The following is a 19,163-nucleotide window of genomic DNA, read 5'->3' as shown; positions in this document are numbered from 1 at the left end:
CTGACAGCATGATGCCGGACCATATCTAGAGGGATTCCCCATGTTCTACGTGCAACGCGATGCACAGGGCCAACTGGTTCGCGTGGAGGCCACACCTTACGCCGAGGCCACGGAAACACTGGCGGCCGACCACAATGAGATCCAGCAGTGGTTCGCCAACGAGGTGGTGGAAGTCAGCCTGAAACAACTCAAGCAGAGCGACCTGGAAATGATCCGGGTACTCGACGACTTGATTCAAGTGCTGACCAGCAAGGGCGTGATCCGCGTCACCGACCTGCCACCGGCGGCCCAGGCCAAGCTGATGGACCGGACCCAGGCGCGTGAGGCGCTGGGTGGCCTGAGCCACCTGATCAACGACGATGAAACCGGCCTGATCTGATAATCGCCGGCCAGCGGTTCCCGCACCTGCGCGGGTGCCGCTGGCTGGCGATCTTCGTTCAGCGCCTCAGCGCCAGGGCGCGGGCTCGCCGACCAGGCGGCCCTGGACGCCGTACAGGCCCATCTCGCGAATCACCTGCAACTCCCCTTCGGTTTCCACGCGCTCGGCGATCAGCGGCAGGTCGATGCTGTGGGCGGCGCGCTGGATGGCTTCGATAAACAGGCGCTTGTCGCTTTCCTGGTCGATGTCGCGGATGTAGCTGCCGTCGATCTTCAGGTAGGCCAGGCCCAGTCGCGCCAGGTTGCCGATCATGCTGAAGCGCCCGCCGAAACGCTGCAGGCTCAGGGAGAAACCCAGCTCGCGCAGGCGGCGGGTCAATTGTTCCAGCAGCGCTTGTTCAGGCAACTGCTCTTCGCCGATCTCCAGGGTCAGGCGCGGCCCCAGGCTGGAGTGCTGGCGCAGGATCTCGAACACCTTGTTCAAGGCCTGCGGGTCGGCCAGGGTCGCGGCCGACAGGTTCAATGCCAGCGAGTCCTGATGCCCGGCCATCTGCTTGAGCACCTGTTCGAGCATCAGCAGGTCCAGGCGCGAGGTCCAGCCAAAGCGCTCCAGCCACGGCAGGAAGCGCCCGGCGGCAATGGTCTGGCCCTGCTCGTCGAGCAAGCGCGACAGCACCTTGTAATGCAGCACCAGCGCGGTATCGCGGGTCGCGACCACCGGCTGGAAATACAGCTCGAACCGCTGCTGGCTCAAGGCCCCGTCCAGCAGGGTGTGCCAGGCGTGATGGTCGTCGCCGACGCTGGCCGCCGCGTCGTGGTCCAGGCAGGCCCAGCTCGTATCGCCCTGGGCTTCGGCCTGGGCCAGGGCCTGGTCGCCCAGGCCGAGCACCGCCTGCGGTGAGTCGCCATGGACGAAAGGCGCCAGGCCGATGGAGGCCACGGACACCACGTCGGTGGCGCCGGTGGCGTGCAGGCTGGCCAAGGCGTTTTCCAGGTTCTGCGCCAGCTGCAGCGCCTCTTCGCGCACCAGCCCCGGCGCCAGCACGGCAAATTCGCCACCGCGGATGCGGGTCACCAGGTTGTGGGTTTCCGGGTACCGCGCGCACTCACGCTGCAATTGTTCGCCCACCGCCTGCAGCAGTTGGTCGGTGCGCTGCCCGCCCAGGCGCTGGTTCAGGCCGGCCAGGTCCTTGACCCGCAGCAACAGCAGGTAGCCGGAGCTGGCCTGTTCCGGGTTGCTCACCCGGGCATTGAGCTGCATCTCGAAGTAACGACGGTTGGCCAGGCCGGTCAGGTTGTCCTGGTAGGACTCGACCCGCAGCCTTTCGCTGCGCTCGGCCTGTTCCTGGAACAGCGCCTTGAGTTTCTCGACCATCTGGTTCATCGCCTGCACCACGCGGCGCAGTTCCGGCGTGCGCGGCAACTCGGGCAGGCTGAGGAATTCGCGGCGGGCAATGGCGTGGGATTGCTGCACCATGTAGTCCAGCGGCTTGAGCTGGCGGCGCAGCAGCAAGGCCCCCAGCACCGCGCTCACGGCACCGCACAGCAGCAGCCAGCCGAGGCTGCCCAGGGCGCTTTGCCAGAGCTTGGCGACGGCGAACATCGGATGGCTGACCACCTCGACCCGCGCCGCCTGTTGCCAGCCACGGCTGACCAGGGCGTCGCCGCCGGCCGGCTCCAGGCCGATCAGCTTGACGAACCAGTCCGGTACGTCGCTGACCTCGGGCGTGCCGCTGCGCTCGACCATGACCTCTTCGGTGACCTGGTTGATCACGCGGATGCTTGAGTAGTAGCCGCTGTCGAAAATCGAGCTGACCAGCAGCTCGACCATCGCCGGGTCGTCGATGTTCGGGGTCAGGGACAAGGCCAGCGCCGTGGCCGCGTCCTGGGCATGGGAGCGCAGCTGGTTGACGTACTGGGTGCGCGAACTTTCCAGGCTGACCATGAAGCTGCCGCTGAAGGCGACCACCAGGAACAGACAGATTGCGATCAACAGTTGTTTGAACAAAGACATCTGAGCTCGTGCTCCTAGTGAGTCGTCTCGACCGGAAAACCTTCGGCCTGCATTTTCTTCAACACGTCCTGCCACCGGGACAGGCGCTTGGTGTCACCGACTTTCTTGCTGCCCTTGCCGGGCAGCCACAGGCCCTCGGCATTGAAGGCGTACACCGGCAGCAGGTCGGTACGCTGGCTGGCCGGCTGGATAGCGTCGATCAGGCTGTCGAGGACCAACGGCATGGCCTCCGGGCTTGAATAGTAGGTCAACACCATGTGCGCGCGGTTCTGGCGCAGGGCCTTGACGTAGGTGATGCGCAGCTTGTCACTGGAAACACCGAGGTGGCGCAGGCTGAAATACTTGGCGATCGCATAGTCCTCGCAATCGCCGGCGCCCTTCCACAGGGCCTCGACCGGGGTTTCCCAATAATCCACCTGATGCCACAGGTCGATGTCTTCCACGTAGCGCATGTTCTTGTTGAAGAACAGGTTGACCACCTTGAGCTGTTCCATCTCGCTGGCCTGGTTCTGGGTCGCCAGCAGCTGCTGCCAGGCGTCGATGCGCTTCTGCCCTTCGCCCAGCGGCCCGTACAGTGCGGTGGCGCGGCGGCTGATCTGCGAAAAGTCCCAATCGGCCTGCAGGCCACCCAGCAGCAAGCCGGCCAGCAGCAGCGCCGAAAACAGCCAGCGCAGGGTCCGAGAAAGAGCTAAACGTGCCGCCAATGCGAAGAGTCCATGGGAGCTGTCGTGGGTCGAAGGATGGTGCAGGTTGGTCCGCCAAAAGACAATGGCACCTTACAATCACAGCCCCTCTGGAGACGCTAAGCTGAAAGCAGGGACTTGTTCGTTTATCGGCCAGTGCTTGAGCCTCAGGAGGGCTGCCACGAGAATCAGCGCCGGCAAAATCCACGACAGGGCCCAGACGGCTGGTTTGACAAGCTGCAGGGCGCTATCTAGCGTCCATTGGATCCAAACCTCAGAAAACAGGATAGCGTTAACGTGACAGAAAAACCGAGGCCCTTGAGCAAGATCGCAGTCAGCGGGCCAATCCCCGCCCACCTCGCGCGCTCGGTGATCGAGGAAACCCTGCGCGCGGCGATTCTCGACGGCCGCCTGCCCAGCGGCACGGCGCTGCGCCAGCAGGATCTGGCCGACCTCTTCGGCGTCAGCCGCATGCCGGTGCGCGAGGCCTTGCGCCAGCTCGAAGCGCAATCGCTGTTGCATGTGGTACCGCACAAAGGCGCGGTGGTCGCCGAACTGATCGGCTATGACGCGGTGGAAACCTACGGCCTGCGCCTGCTGCTGGAACTGGAGGCGCTGCGCCTGTCGATCCCGCTGCTCGACGCCGAGGATATCGCCCAGGCCCGTGGCTACATCGCGCAGCTGGAAAACGAAACCGACCACGCCGAAATCGGCCGTCTCAACCGCTTGTTCCACATGTCGCTGTACCACCGGGCGCCGAACCAGAAGCTACTGCGCCTGATCGAGCTCGAGTTGAACGAGGAAGAACGCTTCCTGCGCTTCCATCTGTCTTCCATGGGCCTGGGCAAGTTGACCCAGGACGACCACAACGCCATGACCGACGCCGCCGAGGCCAAGGACGTCGAGCGAGCGGTGGAGGTGCTGCGCGGCCATCTGGAAAAGGCCGCGAAGACCATTCGCGACTACCTTGAACGGACCGCCGAGGGCTGACAGCGATAACGGCGGCATGACGCAGCCACGATGCAACACTCAATGACCGGCACACCGGCTTAAGGAAAAGCAGTGCACGCGCGCAATGACAAATGGCTGATGGTGCTCAACTCCGGCGAGCCGGCGAAAACCCGGCTCATCTGCTTTCCGCAGACCGGCGCGGACCCGGAACAGCTGCGCAACTGGTCCACCGGGCTGGGCGGACACATCGAGCTGGTGCTGGTGCGACTGCCCGGCCACGGCAGCCGCCAGGCCGAAACCCCGGTCGACGACTGGCCGCGGCTGCTGGCCGACACTTTCCCTGCACTGCGCCCTCTGCTGGCCAAGCCCCACGCCCTGTTCGGCCATGGCCTGGGCGGGATGCTGGCCTACGAAACCGCCAAGCACGCCCAGGCGCACTACCCCGGCCAGACCCGCCACCTGTTCATTTCCGCCTGCCGCAGCCCCGACTACCCATCGCCCCGGCCGTTGCTGCACATGCTGCCCGCGGCGCCCTTCCAGGAAGCCATGCTGTCGCTGGGCGCCACGCCGATCGAAATCCCCCGCGACCAGGCCAGCCGGAACCAGTACGAAACGCTGCTGCGCGCCGACCTGAAGCTGTTCGAGTCCTGGCGCGATCTGTCGAGCGGCAACCTCGACATTCCCCTCACCGCCTTCTATGGCAGCGAGGACCCGCTGGCCCCCGCCAGCAACATGGCCAACTGGCGCGAGTTCACCCGCCGTGAGTTCGAGCTGATCGAGGTGGCCGGCAATCACTTCTTCATCAAGTCCCAGCGCCAGCGCCTGCTGCAGATCATCAATATCCACCTGGGCCTGCTCGGCGAATAATCCGCCGTCTTCCTCCCCCGCTCCTGCCCTCACAGGCCCGCCGACGATGGCTCAGCCGGCGATTTGGGCCCACTCTTGCTGTCGCCGACTGAAAAAGGGACGTGAGCGGCGCGCAGGCTTGCCCGCACACGTCGATCTGCAGACCCACGCAAGGAGCCCAGCGACTGGAGGGCATGACCGGGATCGGCTCCCGCATGCCTTCTCCCAGATATTCAACGACTTCAACTCAGCGCTTCGAAGTTTGCTTCGAGTGAGGCATTCACTCAGCGTTAAAAATTCTGACTTATATAAGTCGGAAGGGGCAACTTCACCTCAACAAAACTTCAACCAGAAGTTTTGCAGCAACTTGTCGCACGACAAAAATACAAGTTTGAAAAGTATTATAAAAACAACTTGCCCGACACTTTCTCCTGTATTAGTTTTTTCTCCGCCGACATTAAACAACGTCGAGCAGCCGTTCATGAGCACCTGGCAAGCCTCGGCTTTATTGGCTCTCGCAAGCCCATAACGCCAAGACGACGGTTCTTTAACGGATAGACCGGCCAGCACTATAAAACTTTCAAGATTATCAACTCAGGTTTGAGGCCCCTGTTCGCTCGCAACAAATAAGCACTGGTTAAAAAACCTATACGAGCCGCAACTAATCGGCCAATCAAACACACTTGAACATCTCAGACAGGTAGCCTAAATGAACGCCAGCAAAGAACTTCTCGACGCCCGCAAGGCCACACTCAGCGCCCATCCCATTTTTGCCGAAATCAACACACTCGCGGTTCTTCAACGCTTCATGCAGGCCCATGTTTTCGCCGTGTGGGACTTCATGTCGCTGACCAAGCGCCTGCAACAGGAACTGACCTGCGTGCGCCTGCCCTGGCTACCGCCGCGGGATCCTCGCGCCGCGCGGCTGATCAACGAGATCGTGCTCGGCGAAGAGTCCGACGATCGCCCCGGGCAAGGCCATTACAGCCATTTCGAGCTGTACCTGGACGCCATGCGTGAAGTCGGCGCCACCACCGGGGTCGTGGAACGCTTCGTCGCGCTGCAACAGGAGGGCGTGAGTTTCGACACCGCCCTGCACAGCGTCGACGCCGACCCGGCTGCCAGCGCCTTTGTCCGCCAGACCGTGCACACCGCCGTGCAGGCGCCGGCCCATTGCGTGGCGGCGGCCTTTCTCCATGGCCGGGAAAGCGTCATCCCGCGGATGTTCCAGCGCATCCTCGACGACTGGGGCATCGGTATCGAGCAGGCGCCGACCTTTCGCTACTACCTGCAACGCCATATCGAAGTCGACTCCGACGACCACGGCCCGGCCGCGGAACAGCTGCTGCAGCGGCTGGTGGCTGGCGACCCGCAACGCCAGCAGGAGGTGTACGCGGCGGCCATCGCCGCGGTGGACAGCCGCATCGCCCTGTGGGACGGGCTGCGCCTGAGCATGGCCGAATCGGCAATCGGGGTGAGCGCATGAACACCCTCGACTACCAATCCTTCGCCGACACCTGGGAAGAGCGCGCGACCATCCGCACCCGGCCGCGGCGCATGCTCGAGGACGACGACAAGCTGATCTATCCCCTGAGTCGCCAGCCCCTGGTGCACAGCCAGCACTTCCTCGACCACTGTGCCCATCTGCGGGATTTCGTGCTGGTGCAAAGCCTCTACAAGTTCATCAACGACGTGGTGATCTTCGAGACCGAGCTGGTGGACAAGACTGCCCGCAACATCGCCAAGAATCGCTTCGCCATTACCTTCCCCTTCGCCTGTCGCTACGACGCCATGACCGTGGTGGTGGACGAGGACTACCACGCGCTGGTGGCGATGGACTTCATGCAGCAGACCATCGTCATGAGCGGCATCGAGCCCATCGAGCTGCCCCGGGAAATCGAGCTCAGCCGGGCCATCCCCGCCGCCCTGCGGCTGGCCCCCGCACACCTGCGCGACGCAATGGAGCTGGTCTGCGTGGCCATCGCCGAAAACACCGTGACCAACGATGTCGCCGCCTTCGCCAAGGACGACACGGTCAAGCAGTCGATCAAGGGCCTGATGGCCGACCACCTGCAGGACGAAGGCCGGCATTCGGGTTTCTGGTCGCGGCTGGTGCGCATCTATTGGCACGGCGCCAGCGATGCCGACCGCGCGGAGATCGCCCAGGTGCTGCCGGTGTTCATCACGCAATACCTGACCAACGACATTCAGAAGGACTTCGACTTGCGGCTGATCGAGCAACTGCCCGTCGCCGCCCCGATCAAGCAGGCGCTGCGCGAGGAAGCCGCCGCCCTGGCCTACCCGATCAACCGCCATCACCCACTGATCGCCAACATCCTGCGCTTCTTGCGCAGCAGTTCGATGCTGGATTCGGCCTGCGTCCAGGACGCACTGGCCGACTACCTGCCCTAACGGAGGGACCCGAGCATGAGACGCCTCGACATCGTGTTGACAGGCCGCAGCCAGGCCCTGAACGAACTGGCCATGGAGCTGGAGCGCCACGGCCATCTGGTGCGGTGGCTGGACTCGCCGCAAGCCATCGCCAACGCCGAGGGGCTGCGGCCCCATCTGTTGATCGACGACGGCAGCCTGAGGGATTCACCACCCCTCGCGGCGGACACCACGCGCCTGGAGTTGCGCATCGCCCTGATCGCCCAAGCGGCGCCCGGGCTGCCGCAGGTACGCCTGTTCCACCACCACGGCACCCGGCTGATCGAGCAGGCGAGCCTGCCGCCGGAGGCCAGCGGCAATGGCCAGGCCCTGCGCTGCAGCGCGGTGGCCAGGCTGGTCGCCAGCACCACGCGGCTGGTCAGTGGTTTTTCCCGCGGCGCGGCGTTTTTCCAGCAGCTCGCGGCCCTGGATGAACCCAGCGAACCGCTGCTGGGCCTGGAACACCTGGACTCGCTGGCCTTCGAGCACCGGCACAATCCACAGCCGGCACCGACCTTGCTGCGCGAGATGCAGGTGCCGATCGCCCAGCGCCTCGACCAGAGCCTGCTGGCCTTCGCCCAGCGTCCGGCCTTGAACATCCAGGGCGTCGACTACAGCTACCAGACCCTGCATCGGCTGAGCCGCAACTTGCAGCGGCAGATGCTGCGACACCTGCCTCCCGCCTCTGACCGACCACCGGTGATCGGCCTGTGCCTGCCCAAGTCGGCGGTGCTCTATGCCGCGATTCTCGCGACCTTCGACTGTGGCGCGGTGTACCTGCCGCTGGACCCGGAGCACCCGGCGCAACGGCGGCGCTACATTCTCGACAACGCCGGCGCCGCCCTGCTGTTGCACGACGGCTGCGAAGACCTGGCCGACCTCGAGATGGCGCAACTCGATGTACGCCCCCTGTTGCACGACGCCGCCGAGGACTGCCTCCCGCTGCTGCGCCAGGCGCCGCCACCAGAGGCGCCCTGCGTGGCGATCTACACCTCGGGCACCACCGGCCAACCCAAAGGCGTGTTGCTCAGCCAGGGCAATCTCAGTCACTTCTGCGCCTGGTACATCGGCCATGTCGAGCTGGATCCAGACAGCCGGGTGCTGCAGTTCTCCACCATCAACTTCGACGCCTCGCTGCTGGACATCCTGCCCACCTTCCTCTGTGGCGCGCTGCTGGTGGTCCCCGACCAGGACCAGCGGCGCGACCCGCGGCAACTGCTGGCCCTGCTCCAGCGCCAGCGGGTCAGCCACGCTTTCCTGCCGCCGGCGCTGCTGAGCATCCTGCCCCTGGAGCAGCCGCTGGGCCTGCGGCATCTGGTGACCGGCGGCGACGTCTGCGAACCCTTCGTCATCCAGCGCCTGGCCGACCAGTGCGCGCTGCACAATATCTACGGCCCGACCGAAACCACGGTGCTGGCCACCACCCGCCGCCTGCGCGTCGACGACAACCCGCGCAACCTCGGCCTGCCGATCGCCAACAGCCAGGTGCTGATCCTCGACGAACAGCTGCAACCGCTGCCCGACCGTACCCCCGGCGAGCTGTACCTGGCCGGGCCGGGTGTCGGCCTCGGCTACCTGAACAACCCGGCGCTGAGCGCCGAACGCTACCTGACCCTGGACCTGCCGGACGGGCGCCGACTGCGGGTCTATCGCACCGGGGACATCGGCCAGTGGACCGACAACGGCATCGAGATCTGCGGGCGACGGGACAACCAGGTGAAGATCCGCGGGTTCCGGGTCGAACCCGAGGAGATCGAGCATTGCCTGCGCGACGGCCAGCTGTTCCGCCAGGTGGCGGTGGTGATCGACGAACAGCGGCGGATCCTCGCCTACCTGGCCCAGCCGAACGCCGCCGGCGCTGCGCTGCAAACCCTGCGCGAGCAGGTGCGCCAGCGCTTGCCGGACTACATGCAGCCCAGCGCCTACATCGAGCTGCCGAGCATGCCCTGCACCGCCAACGGCAAGGTCGACCGCCGCGCCCTGCTGGCCCTGCCGCGTACATCCGGCAGCAACCGCCAGCGACGCCTGCCACAGAACGCCACTGAACAGCACCTGCTGCAACTGTGGGCCGAACTGCTGGAACTGCCGGCCGAGGACATCGGCACCGATGACAGCTTCTTCAACCTCGGCGGCCACTCGATTTTGCTATCGCGCCTGCTGCTGGCGATGCGCGAACAGTTCGGCCGCGGCCTGTCGATCAACCGCTTTATCGAGGCGCCGACCCTGAGCAACCTGGCGACCCTGATCGACGGCGCCGCCCACGACGGCCCGGACGCGTCCCTCGATCAGGTGTTCGCCGATGCCAACGCCGAACTCGACCTGCAAGTGCTGCCCACCAGCCAACTGGGCGATGTGCACAAGGTGCTGGTCACCGGCGCCAACAGTTTCCTCGGCGTGCACATCGTCCAGGCGCTGCTGGAATGGGGCGCCAGCGAGGTGGCCTGCCTGGTGCGGGAAACGCCCACGCAATCGGCCGCCGCACGTTTTGCCCAGGCCCTGCGCGACAACCGCCTGGAGCATCTGGACCTGAGCCGGGTGCGGGTGCATGCCGCCGATATCAGCCAGCCGCGGCTAGGGCTGGCGGCGGATGTGTATGAACGCATCGACCGCGAATACGGCGCGCTGGTGCACAACGCCGCCAACGTCAATCACGTGCTCGATTACCCGGCGCTGGCGCGCGACAACGTCGAGCCGCTGTTCGAGTGCCTGCGCCTGTGCGAAGGGCGCAGCAAGAAGGTCTTCAACTTCGTCTCGACCCTGTCCGCCTCCAGCAGCATCGACGCTCAGGGCCGGGTGCTCGAACAGCCGCCCGCGGCCACCCCGCCGATCTACATCCGCAACGGCTACAACCTGTCCAAGTGGGTCGGCGAGCGGATCCTGCAACGGGCCCGCGAACAGGGGGTGTGGGTCAATCTCTATCGCCCGGGCAACATCAGTTTCAACAGCCAGACCGGAGTCTGCCAGCCCCACCGCAACCGCCTGATGCTGATGCTCAAGGGCTCGCTGCAACTGGGCCAGGTGCCGCAGTTGGCGATGAACTTCGACCTGATGCCGGTGGACTTCCTTGCCCGCTTCATCGCCTTCCACGCCAGCCGTTATCAGCCGGCCCACGCGGTGTTCAACCTGCACAACCCGCAGCCTTTGAGCTGGGAGGCCTATGTCGCCTCGTTCCGCGAGGTCGGGCGCGAGTTCCGCATGGTCAGCGTCGCCGACTGGCAGCGCCAGCTGGGCCGGGTCGACCGCGACAACGCGCTGTTCGGCGTCCTCGGCTTCTACCTCAACGGTTTCGAGGAAGACATCGGCGACATCTCGCTGATCGGCCACGCCAACGCCGAGGCCGGGGTGCGGCGCATGGGCGCCGACTACCCGCCCAAGGACCCGGCGCTGCTGCGCAAGGGCTGCCAGTACCTGAAAGACATCCGTTTTATCTGAACCCACCCACGCTGGAGAACACCATGAAAAACCTGCAACCCGACACCCTGATCAAGAACCCGAACACCTGCCAGGTCCTGTCCACCGTGGACATCGGCGCCGATGCCCGAAGCGTCTGGAATATCGTCGGTAACTTCGCCGGCTTCCCAGCCTTCATTCCCGCGTTGTCGCACATCGAAATGACCGGCGAGGGCGTGCGCTCGGTGCGCAAGAAGTTCTTCCACGACGGCAACATCGTGATCGAGCAACTCAACTCACGGGACGACCAGGCGCGGTACATGACCTGGAGCCTGATCTACGACACCCTGGGCATCGGCAACCTGTGGGCGGCCATGAGCGTCGAAGCCTTGCCCGGCGAACGAGCACGCGCCACCTGGCGCATCGTCGCCGACCCGGCCGAAGGCGGTGCCGAGGTGGCGGCCTTCCAGGGGTTCCTGCAAGGGTTTGCCGATGAGGCAATGGGCAATGTGCAAAGGATGTTCGCGTAACGCTGAAAATGCCCCTGTAGCCGCTGCCGCAGGCTGCGATCGACGCCAAAGGCGGCGCAGGATTTGGGGATCGCTGGAAGGCCTTCGGCCTTTTCGCAGCCTGCGGCAGCGGCTACAGGGGGTCGGAGGCCGGTGGAGAGGGAGGCAGTCCGAAGAACGGCAAGGGGTGCCGCTGGGCCGGTGGAGCAGGAAAAAAAACGCGATGAGCCATACCGGCCTCATCGCGTTTTTCAGGGCAGTGCGGGTCAGATCTTGAAGCTGTCCACCAGTTGCTTCAGGCGGTTGGCCTGCAGCGACAGGGCATCGCAATCCTTCAGGGTTTCGTTGAGGTTGGCCACGCCCTGCTGGTTCAGCAGGTTGATCTGACTGATGTCGACGTTGAGGGTTTCCACCACGGCGGTCTGCTCTTCGGTGGCGGCGGCCACCGACTGGTTCATGCCGTCGATCTCGGTGATGCGCTGGGTCACGCTGACCAGCCGCGCACCGGCCTGGTTGGCCACTTCGACGCTCTCTTCGCTGGACGCCTGGCTGGCGTTCATGGTCGATACCGCTTCGCGGGAGCCGATCTGCAGCGAGGTGATCATCTTGTGGATCTCCTCGGCCGATTCCTGGGTGCGATGGGCCAGGTTGCGGACCTCGTCGGCCACCACCGCGAAACCGCGACCGGCTTCACCGGCGCGCGCCGCTTCGATGGCCGCGTTGAGCGCCAGCAGGTTGGTCTGCTGGGAGATGCCTTTGATCACATCGAGGATGTGGCCGATGTTGTCGGTGCTGGCGTTCAGGGTTTCGATCTGGGTGCAGGACAGGCTGATCTTCTGCGACAGCTCGGTCATGGCCAGGATGGTTTGTTCCACCACCTGGCGACCATCGTCGGCCTGCTCGCTGGCGCCGCTGGCGTGCTGCGAGGCATCGGCGGCGTTGCGGGCGATTTCCTGGGTGGCGGCGCCCAGCTGGTTGATCGCCGCGGCCACGCTGTTGGTGCGCGCGCTTTGCTCGTCGGAACCGATGATCGAGGCGTTGGACGAGGCCATCACGCGCTGGGACAGATCATGCACCTGGCGGGTGGCCGAGGACACTTCGGAAATCGACGCATGGATACGTTCCACGAACTGGTTGAACGAGCCGCCCAGTACGCCGAACTCGTCCTTGCTCTCCACCACCAGGCGGCGGGTCAGGTCGCCCTCGCCCTGGGCAATGTCCTGCATTGCGCGGCCCATGGTGGTCAGCGGACGCATCAGCACCTGGATCAGCAGGCTCAGCAGCACGGCAATCGCGGCCACGGCGATGAACATCGCCAGCAGAGCCGAGGTGCGGAACTTGCTCAGCGGGGCGAACGCCTTGTCACGGTCGATGGACAGGCCGATGTACCACTCGGCATTCGGCAGGCCGGTTACCGGGGTGAACGACAGGATGCGTTCCTGGCCGTTGAGCAACACTTCCTGGGTGCCTTTCTGGATACGCACGTTGGCGCCCGGGTAGACATCCTTGAGGTTCTTCATCACCTGGTCCTTGTCCGGGCTGACGATCACCTGCCCGTCCGCGCTGACCAGGAAGGCATGGCCCAGGCCGCCGAAGTCCACCGAGTTGATGATCTTCACCAGGGTTTCCAGGCTCAGGTCGCCCCCCACCACGCCCAGCAGCTGGCCGTCCTTTTTCACCGGCATGGCGATGGTCACCACCAGCCCGCCAACGGCCGCCATGTAGGGCGGGGTCAACATGGTCTTGTCGGCCGCCACGGCCTGCTTGTACCAGGGACGCTGACGCGGGTCGTAGCCGTCGGGCATCTTCGCGTCAGGCCGCTGGGTGAACACACCGTTGGCCTGGCCCACGTAGGTGAACTGGAAGTTCGTGGTGAACGCCGGCTGGTCCACCAACCCCGGGAAGTCGGCGTTGGCGCCCTGGTGGGCGACGTTCTGCGAGAGGTTCTCGAGCACCAGGATGCGTCCGCTCATCCAGTTCTGGACGCTGCTGGAAGTGAGGTCACCCGCCTGCTCGATGGACGATTCGAGGTTCTGGCGAATGGTGTTTCGCTGCAGATAGTCGTTGTACAAAGTGAACAACGCGAATGCCAGAACCACTACACCGGAGGCGGCCAAAAGGATTTTATGGCTGAACTTGAGATTCATGTCATGGGACTTCTTATGCCGAAAGTGGGGATGCGTACGGGATGCAACTTTCCATGTAACAGCGCAGGCGGCGTTCTACGACCGCTCTACTTTGGTGCACGCATGGGTCTCACTGTCTGTCGGCACGAGACGGATAAATCTTAGCGATTTGTCAGAAATGTACCTGTTATCTGCCAAAAACCCGCTGAACGGCAGGCTAGAGCGGTCGCGTCGGACTTTTCCGTAGCCGGTCGCCCTGCGGCTGTTGCAAAATCCCAAACCCTTGATGACAATGCGACTAATTATCATTTGTGACACCTGGGCAGTCGCATCCATGTCATCACCTGAGTTCGCGGTACAGGCGCTTTACAGCCATCACCATGGCTGGCTCAACACATGGTTGCGCAGCCGGCTGGGCAACGCCGCCGATGCCGCCGACCTAGCGCAGGACACCTTCGTGCGCCTGTTGCAGCGCACCGAACGCCTGGAACTCAAGGCCCCGCGCGCCTTCCTGCGTACCATCGCCCGCGGCCTGGTGATCGACCACTGGCGCCGCGAGGAAATCGAACGCGCCTACCTGGAAACCATCGCCCATCTGCCGCAAGCCCAAGCCCCCAGCGAGGAAGCCCGCGCCCTGGTGCTGGAGCTGCTGGAAAGCATCGCGCGCATGCTCGAAGGCCTGAAGCCGAAAGTACGCAAGGCGTTCCTGCTGGCCCAGTGCGAAGGCCTGAGCCACAAGCAGATCGCCGAACAGATGGGGCTGTCCCTGCGTTCGGTGGAGCGTTACGTGGCCGACGCGCTGTTCCACTGCTACCTGCTGCGCTATGAGGCATGAGCGCTGTGGATAACCCTTCGATCAATCTGCGCCGGCCCGTGGACCCCAGGCACCTGGTGGTCAAGCAGGCCATCAACTGGATGCTGCGCCTGCGCAACAATGCCGGTAATCCCCGGCTGCTGCAGCAATGCGATACCTGGCGCGCGGCCCATCACGAGCACGAGCTGGCCTGGCAACGGGTGCAATCGCTGCAGCAGGAACTGCACAGCAACCTGCGGGCGGTACCCGGTGCCCAGGTGGCCTTCGATACCCTGGAAAACAGCGCCCAGCGCCTCGGCCGACGCCAGGCCCTGAAGCTGCTCGGCGGCGTCATGCTGGTGGGCTCCGCCGCGTGGCTGGGCAAGGAGCAACTGGCCTGGCAGCAATGGAACGCCGACTTCGCCACCGCCACCGGCGAACGCCGCGGCTTCCAGTTGCCGGACGGCTCGCGCCTGGAGCTCAACACCGACAGCGCCGCCGACATGGACTTCAATGCCCGGCAACGGCTGATCCGGCTCAGCCGTGGGGAAATCATGCTGACCTGCGGCCTGGACTCGCAGGCGAGCCCTTCCAGGCCGCTGCTGGTACGGACCCGCCATGGTCTGTTCGAAGGGTTCGACGCCAGTTTCGTGGTGCGCATGGAGGGCGACTGCACGCGCCTGAGCGTGACCGCCGGCAGCGTTGCGATTCATTCGCCGCACACCACCGATGGCACCTCGGCCCGGGTACAGGCCGGGCAAAGCTATCGGGTCAGTGCGTCCCAGGCAGTGCCGGTGCCGCCGCTGGACATGGACGTGGGCGCCTGGGCCGATGGCCTGATTGTCACCCGCAACATGCGGCTGGCGGACTTCATCCACGAGGTCGGGCGTTATCGCCACGGTTACCTGGGCTGTGCCGACGAGATCGGCGACCTGCGCCTGTCCGGCGTGTTCCGCCTGGAGGACACCGACAAACTGCTGGCGATCCTCCCGCAAACCCTGCCCGTGCGCCTGCGTTATCGCACCCGCTGGTGGGTCACCCTGGAACGTCTGGCCTGAGACGCTTCAACCCGTTGAAATTTTTTTGGCGGCTTTTTCCCGTGAGTCCGGCTTAGACAGTAAGCACTTCCATCTGCCTTCAGCGACTCAACGGAACCCTTCCATGATTGTGCACTTCCACCACTCCTCTTCTGCACGGCCCACCCTCGGCCTGCGCCATGCCGTGCGCGTGGCCCTGCTTTCCTCGGCGCTGGGCATCGCCGCCTTGCCTTGCCTGGCACAGGCGGCCGAGACGGGCGCGGCCAGCCTCAGCCACAGCTACAACATCCCCGGCGGCGCCCTGAGCGAGGTACTCAACCGCTTCGCCCGCGAGGCCAGCATCACCCTGTCGATGACCCCGGCGCAGCTCCAGGGGCGCCAGTCCGCCGGCCTGAAGGGCGAGTACTCCACCGACCAGGCCCTGGGCCAACTGCTCAACGGCTCCGGCCTGGAAGCGCTGAGCCAGGACGGCAGCAGCTACGTGCTGCGGGCCTTGCCCGAGACCGGCGCCCTGGCGTTGCCAACCACCGATATCAAGGGTTTCGCCCTGGGCAATGCCTTGGGCAGCATGGAAGGCTACAACGCCACCCATAGCCAGATCGCCACCAAGACCAGTACCGCGCTGCTGGAAACCTCGCAAAGCGTGTCGGTGGTGACCCGCGAACAAATGGACGACCAGGGTTCGCAAACCGTGTCCCAGGCCATGCGTTACACCCCCGGCGTGCTGACCAACCCCTACGGCGCGACCCACAGGTACGACTACGTGGCCATGCGCGGCTTCAACGACGGCTCGGTGGACAACATCTACCTCGACGGCCTCAAGTCCATGGGCGACAGCGGCACCTACAGCACCATGCAGGTCGATCCGTACTTCCTGGAGCGAGTGGACATCCTCAAGGGGCCTTCGTCGGTGCTTTACGGCCGCAGCTCCCCGGGCGGCCTGGTGGCACTGACCAGCAAGAAGCCGCTGTTCGAGCCCTACCATCAGATCCAGGCCACGGTCGGCACCCAGGGCCAGCGCGGCATGGGCTTCGACTTCAGCGGCCCGGTGGACGACGACAAGCGCATTGCCTATCGCCTGACCGGGCTGGCGGACCGCTCCGATACCCAGTTCGACCACAACAAGGAAAAACGCTACGCCCTGGCACCGACCCTGAGCATCGACTTCACCGATGACACCTCGCTGACCCTGCAGGCGTACCTGCAACACGATCCGGACGGCGGCTACCACAGCGGCATGCCGGCCGACGGCGCGTTGCACCCGCGCAACGGCCGGCGGATTTCCGAGAACTTCTTCGAAGGCGAACCGGGCATCGATCGCTATGAGCGCGATCAGCAGTCATTCGGCTATCAGTTCGAACATCGCTTCAACGATGTCTTCACCGCGCGGCAGAATTTCCGCTACCTGGACTCCAAGGTGAAGCTGGACCAGGTCTACGGCTACGGCTGGACCACACCGACCAGCAACGAGCTGAACCGCTACTACACCGGCGGCGACGAGAAGCTGCATGCGTTCATTGTCGACAACATGCTGCAGGCCGAATTTCTCACCGGCGCGACCAAGCACACCGTGCTGATGGGCGCGGATTACCAGCGGCGCAAGACGGTGGTGGACTGGACCAGCGGCTCGGTGGCACCGATCAATGCGTTCGATCCGGTCTATGGCAACTCGGCCATCAGTTACTACGACCCCGTCAGCTATCTGCGTCGCCTCGAGCAGACTGGCGTCTACCTGCAAGACCTGATCGAGATGGACCAGTGGCGCTTCTCCCTGGGCCTGCGCCAGGACTGGGTAGAGACCTCGGACGAGAACCGCCTGGCCGAAGCCTCGCGCCCGGTGGGCACCGAGATCAATGACAAGCGCACCAAGCTGACCGGCCGCGCTGGGGCGCTGTACCTGTTCGATAACGGGTTGGCGCCTTACATCAGCTATTCCGAATCCTTCAACCCCAACTCTTACGCGGACAGCGCCGGCAACCCGCTGGCGCCTACCGATGGCACGCAATGGGAACTGGGCCTGAAGTACCAGCCACCGGGCACGGATGACCTGTACACCGCCTCGCTGTTCCGCATCGACCAGGAAAACCTGGCCACCAAGCTGCCCCAGGAAAACTTCTATCGTGCGGTCGGCGCCGTACGCTCCCAGGGCCTGGAACTGGAAGCGCACCTGCAGTTGAACGACAACCTCAAGCTGCTCGGCAGCTACACCTTCACCGATATCGAGTACTCGAAGTCGATGATCAGCACCTTGAGCACGGCCACCGACATCATCGAGAACAAGGGCAACTCACCGACCCAGGCGCCGCGACACATGGCTTCGCTCTGGGCCGACTACAAGTTCGACAGCGGCTCGCTCGACGGCCTGCGCCTGGGTGGTGGCGTGCGGTATGTGGGCTACAGCTGGGCGGATGCGGAGAACACCATGAAGGTGCCGTCCTACACCCTGTTCGATGCCTCCGTCGGCTATGACCTGGGCAAGGTCGGCCTGAAGGGCGTGGATGTCCGGCTCAATGCCAACAACCTGACCAACGAATCCTACATCGCCTCCTGTGCCAGCCTGAGCTTCTGCTACATGGGCGAGGAGCGAAACGTCGCGGCCACGGTCAGCTACCAGTTCTAATCATTTGTCATTCCCCCGAAGCCAGCGCATGCGCTGGCTTTGTCGTCTCTACGGGAAAATTCCATGCGCGCAATTCTGGTTCTACTGCATCGTTATATCGGCCTGGCCACCGCGGTGTTTCTGCTGCTGGCGGGGCTGACCGGCAGCCTGCTGGCCTTCAATCACGAGCTGGACGAGTGGCTCAACCCGCGGTTCTACGAAGCCCCTGCCGAGGGTCAGGCACTGCCGCCTGGAAGCCTGGTCGACCGGGTGCAGACGCAGCATCCGCGCCTGCAGGTCTGGTACATGGAGTATCCCAACGAGCCCGGACATACCGCGCTGCTCGCGGCGGTTCCCCGGAACGATCCGGCCACGGGCAAACCCTTCGACGACCCCAACCAGGTGTTCTATCTGGACCCGGTCAGTGGCGAGCAGACCGGCAAGCGGTTCTGGGGCGCCTGCTGTTTTCAGCGGGAGAACCTCATCCCCTTCATTCTCGAGTTCCACTACAACCTGACGCTGCCGGGTAACTGGGGGCTGGTGTTGATGGGGCTGGTGGCGATCTTCTGGGTCGTCGATTGCTTCATCGCCTTGTTCCTCACCCTGCCCCGTGGCCGGCCGTTCTGGAAGAAGTGGTCGACCGCCTGGAAGATCAAGGGCGGGCACGCCTATCGTCTCAACATGGATCTGCATCGGGCGGGCGGGTTATGGCTGTGGTTACTGCTGCTGCCGATAGCGATCAGCAGCGTGGCGATGAACCTGCCGAGCCAGGTGTTCAAGCCGGTGGTTTCCCTGCTCTCGCCGATCGAACCGAGTGTCTATGAAGCTCGTGGGCGCATGCCCAGCGATCAGTTGGGGGTTACCCGGCTCACCTATCAGCAGGCTTATGAACGGGCCCAGGAAGAAGGCAAACGGCTGGGCCTGACAGCAGCGATCGGCGAGCTGTATTACAGCTTCGAATACAACTTCTATGGCGCCGGTTTCGGTCAGCACGATACCGAGGCCCATGGTAAGTCGTGGTTGTTCTTTCATGGCACCGATGGGCACCTGCTGGGGCAGGAGATCGCCGGGCAAGGCACCTTGGGCGAACGTTTTTATCGGCTGCAACTGCCGATCCATGGTGGCCGGATCATCGGCTTTACCGGGCAAGTGCTTATTGCAGTGTTGGGGTTGGTGATTGCGGTGTTGTCCGTCACCGGGATCTATATCTGGTGGCGTAAATGGCTGGCCCGCAGAAGCAGCAAGATGCGTCAGCGGTGAGGTGATGGATAGAGCGGAGGTGCTTCGCTCTGTTTTGATGCTGTGGAGCATGGGTTGGAGGCTGGAGGGGGGATTCAGCTCACCTGCTAGGTGACCTGGCTCGGATGTAAGCCACAAGGCTTTCAGACGTATAAAAACAAAACCCCT

14 protein-coding genes and 1 pseudogene are annotated in these 19,163 nt (G+C 64.2%); 11 read left to right on the top strand and 4 right to left on the bottom strand.

What is annotated here, in order from left to right; translation table 11 throughout:
- The first annotated feature begins 40 nt into the window (after window positions 1-40).
- Complete coding sequence (locus C4K27_RS00720; protein ID WP_007927325.1) at window positions 41-379, top strand: hypothetical protein; 339 nt, start codon at window positions 41-43, stop codon at window positions 377-379.
- Window positions 380-445: 66 nt separating this feature from the next.
- Here C4K27_RS00720 and lapD read toward each other — a convergent pair whose 3' ends face one another.
- Both lapD and lapG read right to left on the bottom strand, forming a co-directional pair.
- The gene (lapD, locus tag C4K27_RS00715) at window positions 446-2,392 is read right to left on the bottom strand and encodes a cyclic di-GMP receptor LapD (protein ID WP_053259167.1); all 1,947 of its coding nucleotides are present in this window, start codon (window positions 2,390-2,392) and stop codon (window positions 446-448) included.
- Between the two features lie 14 nt (window positions 2,393-2,406).
- The gene (lapG, locus tag C4K27_RS00710) at window positions 2,407-3,096 is read right to left on the bottom strand and encodes a cysteine protease LapG (RefSeq protein ID WP_007927321.1); all 690 of its coding nucleotides are present in this window, start codon (window positions 3,094-3,096) and stop codon (window positions 2,407-2,409) included.
- A 276-nt stretch (window positions 3,097-3,372) separates the two neighbouring features.
- On the opposite strand from lapG, the gene C4K27_RS00705 reads away from it, so the two are divergent.
- From C4K27_RS00705 to C4K27_RS00680, 6 genes are all read left to right on the top strand, one after another.
- Window positions 3,373-4,065: a GntR family transcriptional regulator gene (locus C4K27_RS00705; RefSeq protein ID WP_007927320.1), complete on the top strand. Its 693-nt coding sequence runs from the start codon at window positions 3,373-3,375 to the stop codon at window positions 4,063-4,065.
- 72 nt (window positions 4,066-4,137) lie between these two features.
- Entirely contained in the window at window positions 4,138-4,893 is a 756-nt protein-coding gene (locus C4K27_RS00700; RefSeq protein WP_053259166.1) for a thioesterase II family protein, read from the top strand.
- Between the two features lie 688 nt (window positions 4,894-5,581).
- On the top strand, window positions 5,582-6,358 hold the full coding sequence (locus tag C4K27_RS00695) for a DUF3050 domain-containing protein (RefSeq protein WP_053259165.1): 777 nt from the start codon (window positions 5,582-5,584) through the stop codon (window positions 6,356-6,358).
- Window positions 6,355-7,284 carry a diiron oxygenase gene (locus tag C4K27_RS00690; protein WP_053259164.1) on the top strand — a complete coding sequence of 310 codons (930 nt, stop codon included), beginning with the start codon at window positions 6,355-6,357 and terminating at the stop codon, window positions 7,282-7,284. The genes C4K27_RS00695 and C4K27_RS00690 overlap by 4 nt, the downstream gene beginning before the upstream one ends.
- Before the next feature lie 15 nt (window positions 7,285-7,299).
- A complete protein-coding gene (locus C4K27_RS00685; protein ID WP_053259163.1) occupies window positions 7,300-10,734 on the top strand; it encodes a non-ribosomal peptide synthetase in 3,435 nt (1,144 codons plus the stop codon).
- 23 nt (window positions 10,735-10,757) lie between these two features.
- Window positions 10,758-11,222: an SRPBCC family protein gene (locus tag C4K27_RS00680; RefSeq protein WP_053259162.1), complete on the top strand. Its 465-nt coding sequence runs from the start codon at window positions 10,758-10,760 to the stop codon at window positions 11,220-11,222.
- A gap of 245 nt (window positions 11,223-11,467) precedes the next feature.
- Here the strand turns inward: C4K27_RS00680 and C4K27_RS31660 are convergent, their stop codons facing one another.
- Together C4K27_RS31660 and C4K27_RS31655 are read right to left on the bottom strand one after the other, a co-directional pair.
- The gene (locus C4K27_RS31660; RefSeq protein WP_370686837.1) at window positions 11,468-12,253 is read right to left on the bottom strand and encodes a methyl-accepting chemotaxis protein; all 786 of its coding nucleotides are present in this window, start codon (window positions 12,251-12,253) and stop codon (window positions 11,468-11,470) included.
- A 69-nt stretch (window positions 12,254-12,322) separates the two neighbouring features.
- Window positions 12,323-13,348 (bottom strand): annotated as a pseudogene (locus C4K27_RS31655) (HAMP domain-containing protein); the annotation flags it as partial.
- A gap of 313 nt (window positions 13,349-13,661) precedes the next feature.
- Between C4K27_RS31655 and C4K27_RS00670 the strand changes: the two are divergent.
- The 4 genes from C4K27_RS00670 to C4K27_RS00655 all read left to right on the top strand — a co-directional run bounded on the left by C4K27_RS00670 (window position 13,662) and on the right by C4K27_RS00655 (window position 19,016).
- The gene (locus C4K27_RS00670; RefSeq protein ID WP_053259161.1) at window positions 13,662-14,162 is read left to right on the top strand and encodes a sigma-70 family RNA polymerase sigma factor; all 501 of its coding nucleotides are present in this window, start codon (window positions 13,662-13,664) and stop codon (window positions 14,160-14,162) included.
- On the top strand, window positions 14,159-15,178 hold the full coding sequence (locus C4K27_RS00665; protein WP_173613326.1) for a FecR domain-containing protein: 1,020 nt from the start codon (window positions 14,159-14,161) through the stop codon (window positions 15,176-15,178). The genes C4K27_RS00670 and C4K27_RS00665 overlap by 4 nt, the downstream gene beginning before the upstream one ends.
- A 103-nt stretch (window positions 15,179-15,281) precedes the next feature.
- Window positions 15,282-17,777 (top strand): TonB-dependent siderophore receptor, encoded by a 2,496-nt coding sequence (locus C4K27_RS00660; RefSeq protein ID WP_053259160.1) that lies wholly within the window; start codon window positions 15,282-15,284, stop codon window positions 17,775-17,777.
- A gap of 63 nt (window positions 17,778-17,840) precedes the next feature.
- Window positions 17,841-19,016: a PepSY-associated TM helix domain-containing protein gene (locus C4K27_RS00655; RefSeq protein ID WP_053259159.1), complete on the top strand. Its 1,176-nt coding sequence runs from the start codon at window positions 17,841-17,843 to the stop codon at window positions 19,014-19,016.
- Window positions 19,017-19,163 lie beyond the last annotated feature (147 nt).

It is taken from the genome of Pseudomonas chlororaphis subsp. chlororaphis (assembly GCF_003945765.1).
GTDB lineage: Bacteria > Pseudomonadota > Gammaproteobacteria > Pseudomonadales > Pseudomonadaceae > Aquipseudomonas > Aquipseudomonas chlororaphis.
Note: the sequence above shows the minus strand (reverse complement) of the source record. Positions and strands in the feature narration are given on the sequence as shown.

Bases quoted from the DNA above. Each gene is read 5' to 3' on its own strand.
- C4K27_RS00670 (WP_053259161.1), top strand. From the start codon at position 13,662: ATGTCATCACCTGAGTTCGCGGTACAGGCGCTTTACAGCCATCACCAT.
- C4K27_RS00655 (WP_053259159.1), top strand. From the start codon at position 17,841: ATGCGCGCAATTCTGGTTCTACTGCATCGTTATATCGGCCTGGCCACC.
- C4K27_RS00685 (WP_053259163.1), top strand. From the start codon at position 7,300: ATGAGACGCCTCGACATCGTGTTGACAGGCCGCAGCCAGGCCCTGAAC.
- C4K27_RS00695 (WP_053259165.1), top strand. From the start codon at position 5,582: ATGAACGCCAGCAAAGAACTTCTCGACGCCCGCAAGGCCACACTCAGC.
- C4K27_RS00720 (WP_007927325.1), top strand. From the start codon at position 41: ATGTTCTACGTGCAACGCGATGCACAGGGCCAACTGGTTCGCGTGGAG.
- C4K27_RS31660 (WP_370686837.1), bottom strand. From the start codon at position 12,253: ATGGCCTCGTCCAACGCCTCGATCATCGGTTCCGACGAGCAAAGCGCG.
- C4K27_RS00680 (WP_053259162.1), top strand. From the start codon at position 10,758: ATGAAAAACCTGCAACCCGACACCCTGATCAAGAACCCGAACACCTGC.
- C4K27_RS00665 (WP_173613326.1), top strand. From the start codon at position 14,159: ATGAGCGCTGTGGATAACCCTTCGATCAATCTGCGCCGGCCCGTGGAC.
- lapD (WP_053259167.1), bottom strand. From the start codon at position 2,392: ATGTCTTTGTTCAAACAACTGTTGATCGCAATCTGTCTGTTCCTGGTG.
- C4K27_RS00690 (WP_053259164.1), top strand. From the start codon at position 6,355: ATGAACACCCTCGACTACCAATCCTTCGCCGACACCTGGGAAGAGCGC.
- C4K27_RS00660 (WP_053259160.1), top strand. From the start codon at position 15,282: ATGATTGTGCACTTCCACCACTCCTCTTCTGCACGGCCCACCCTCGGC.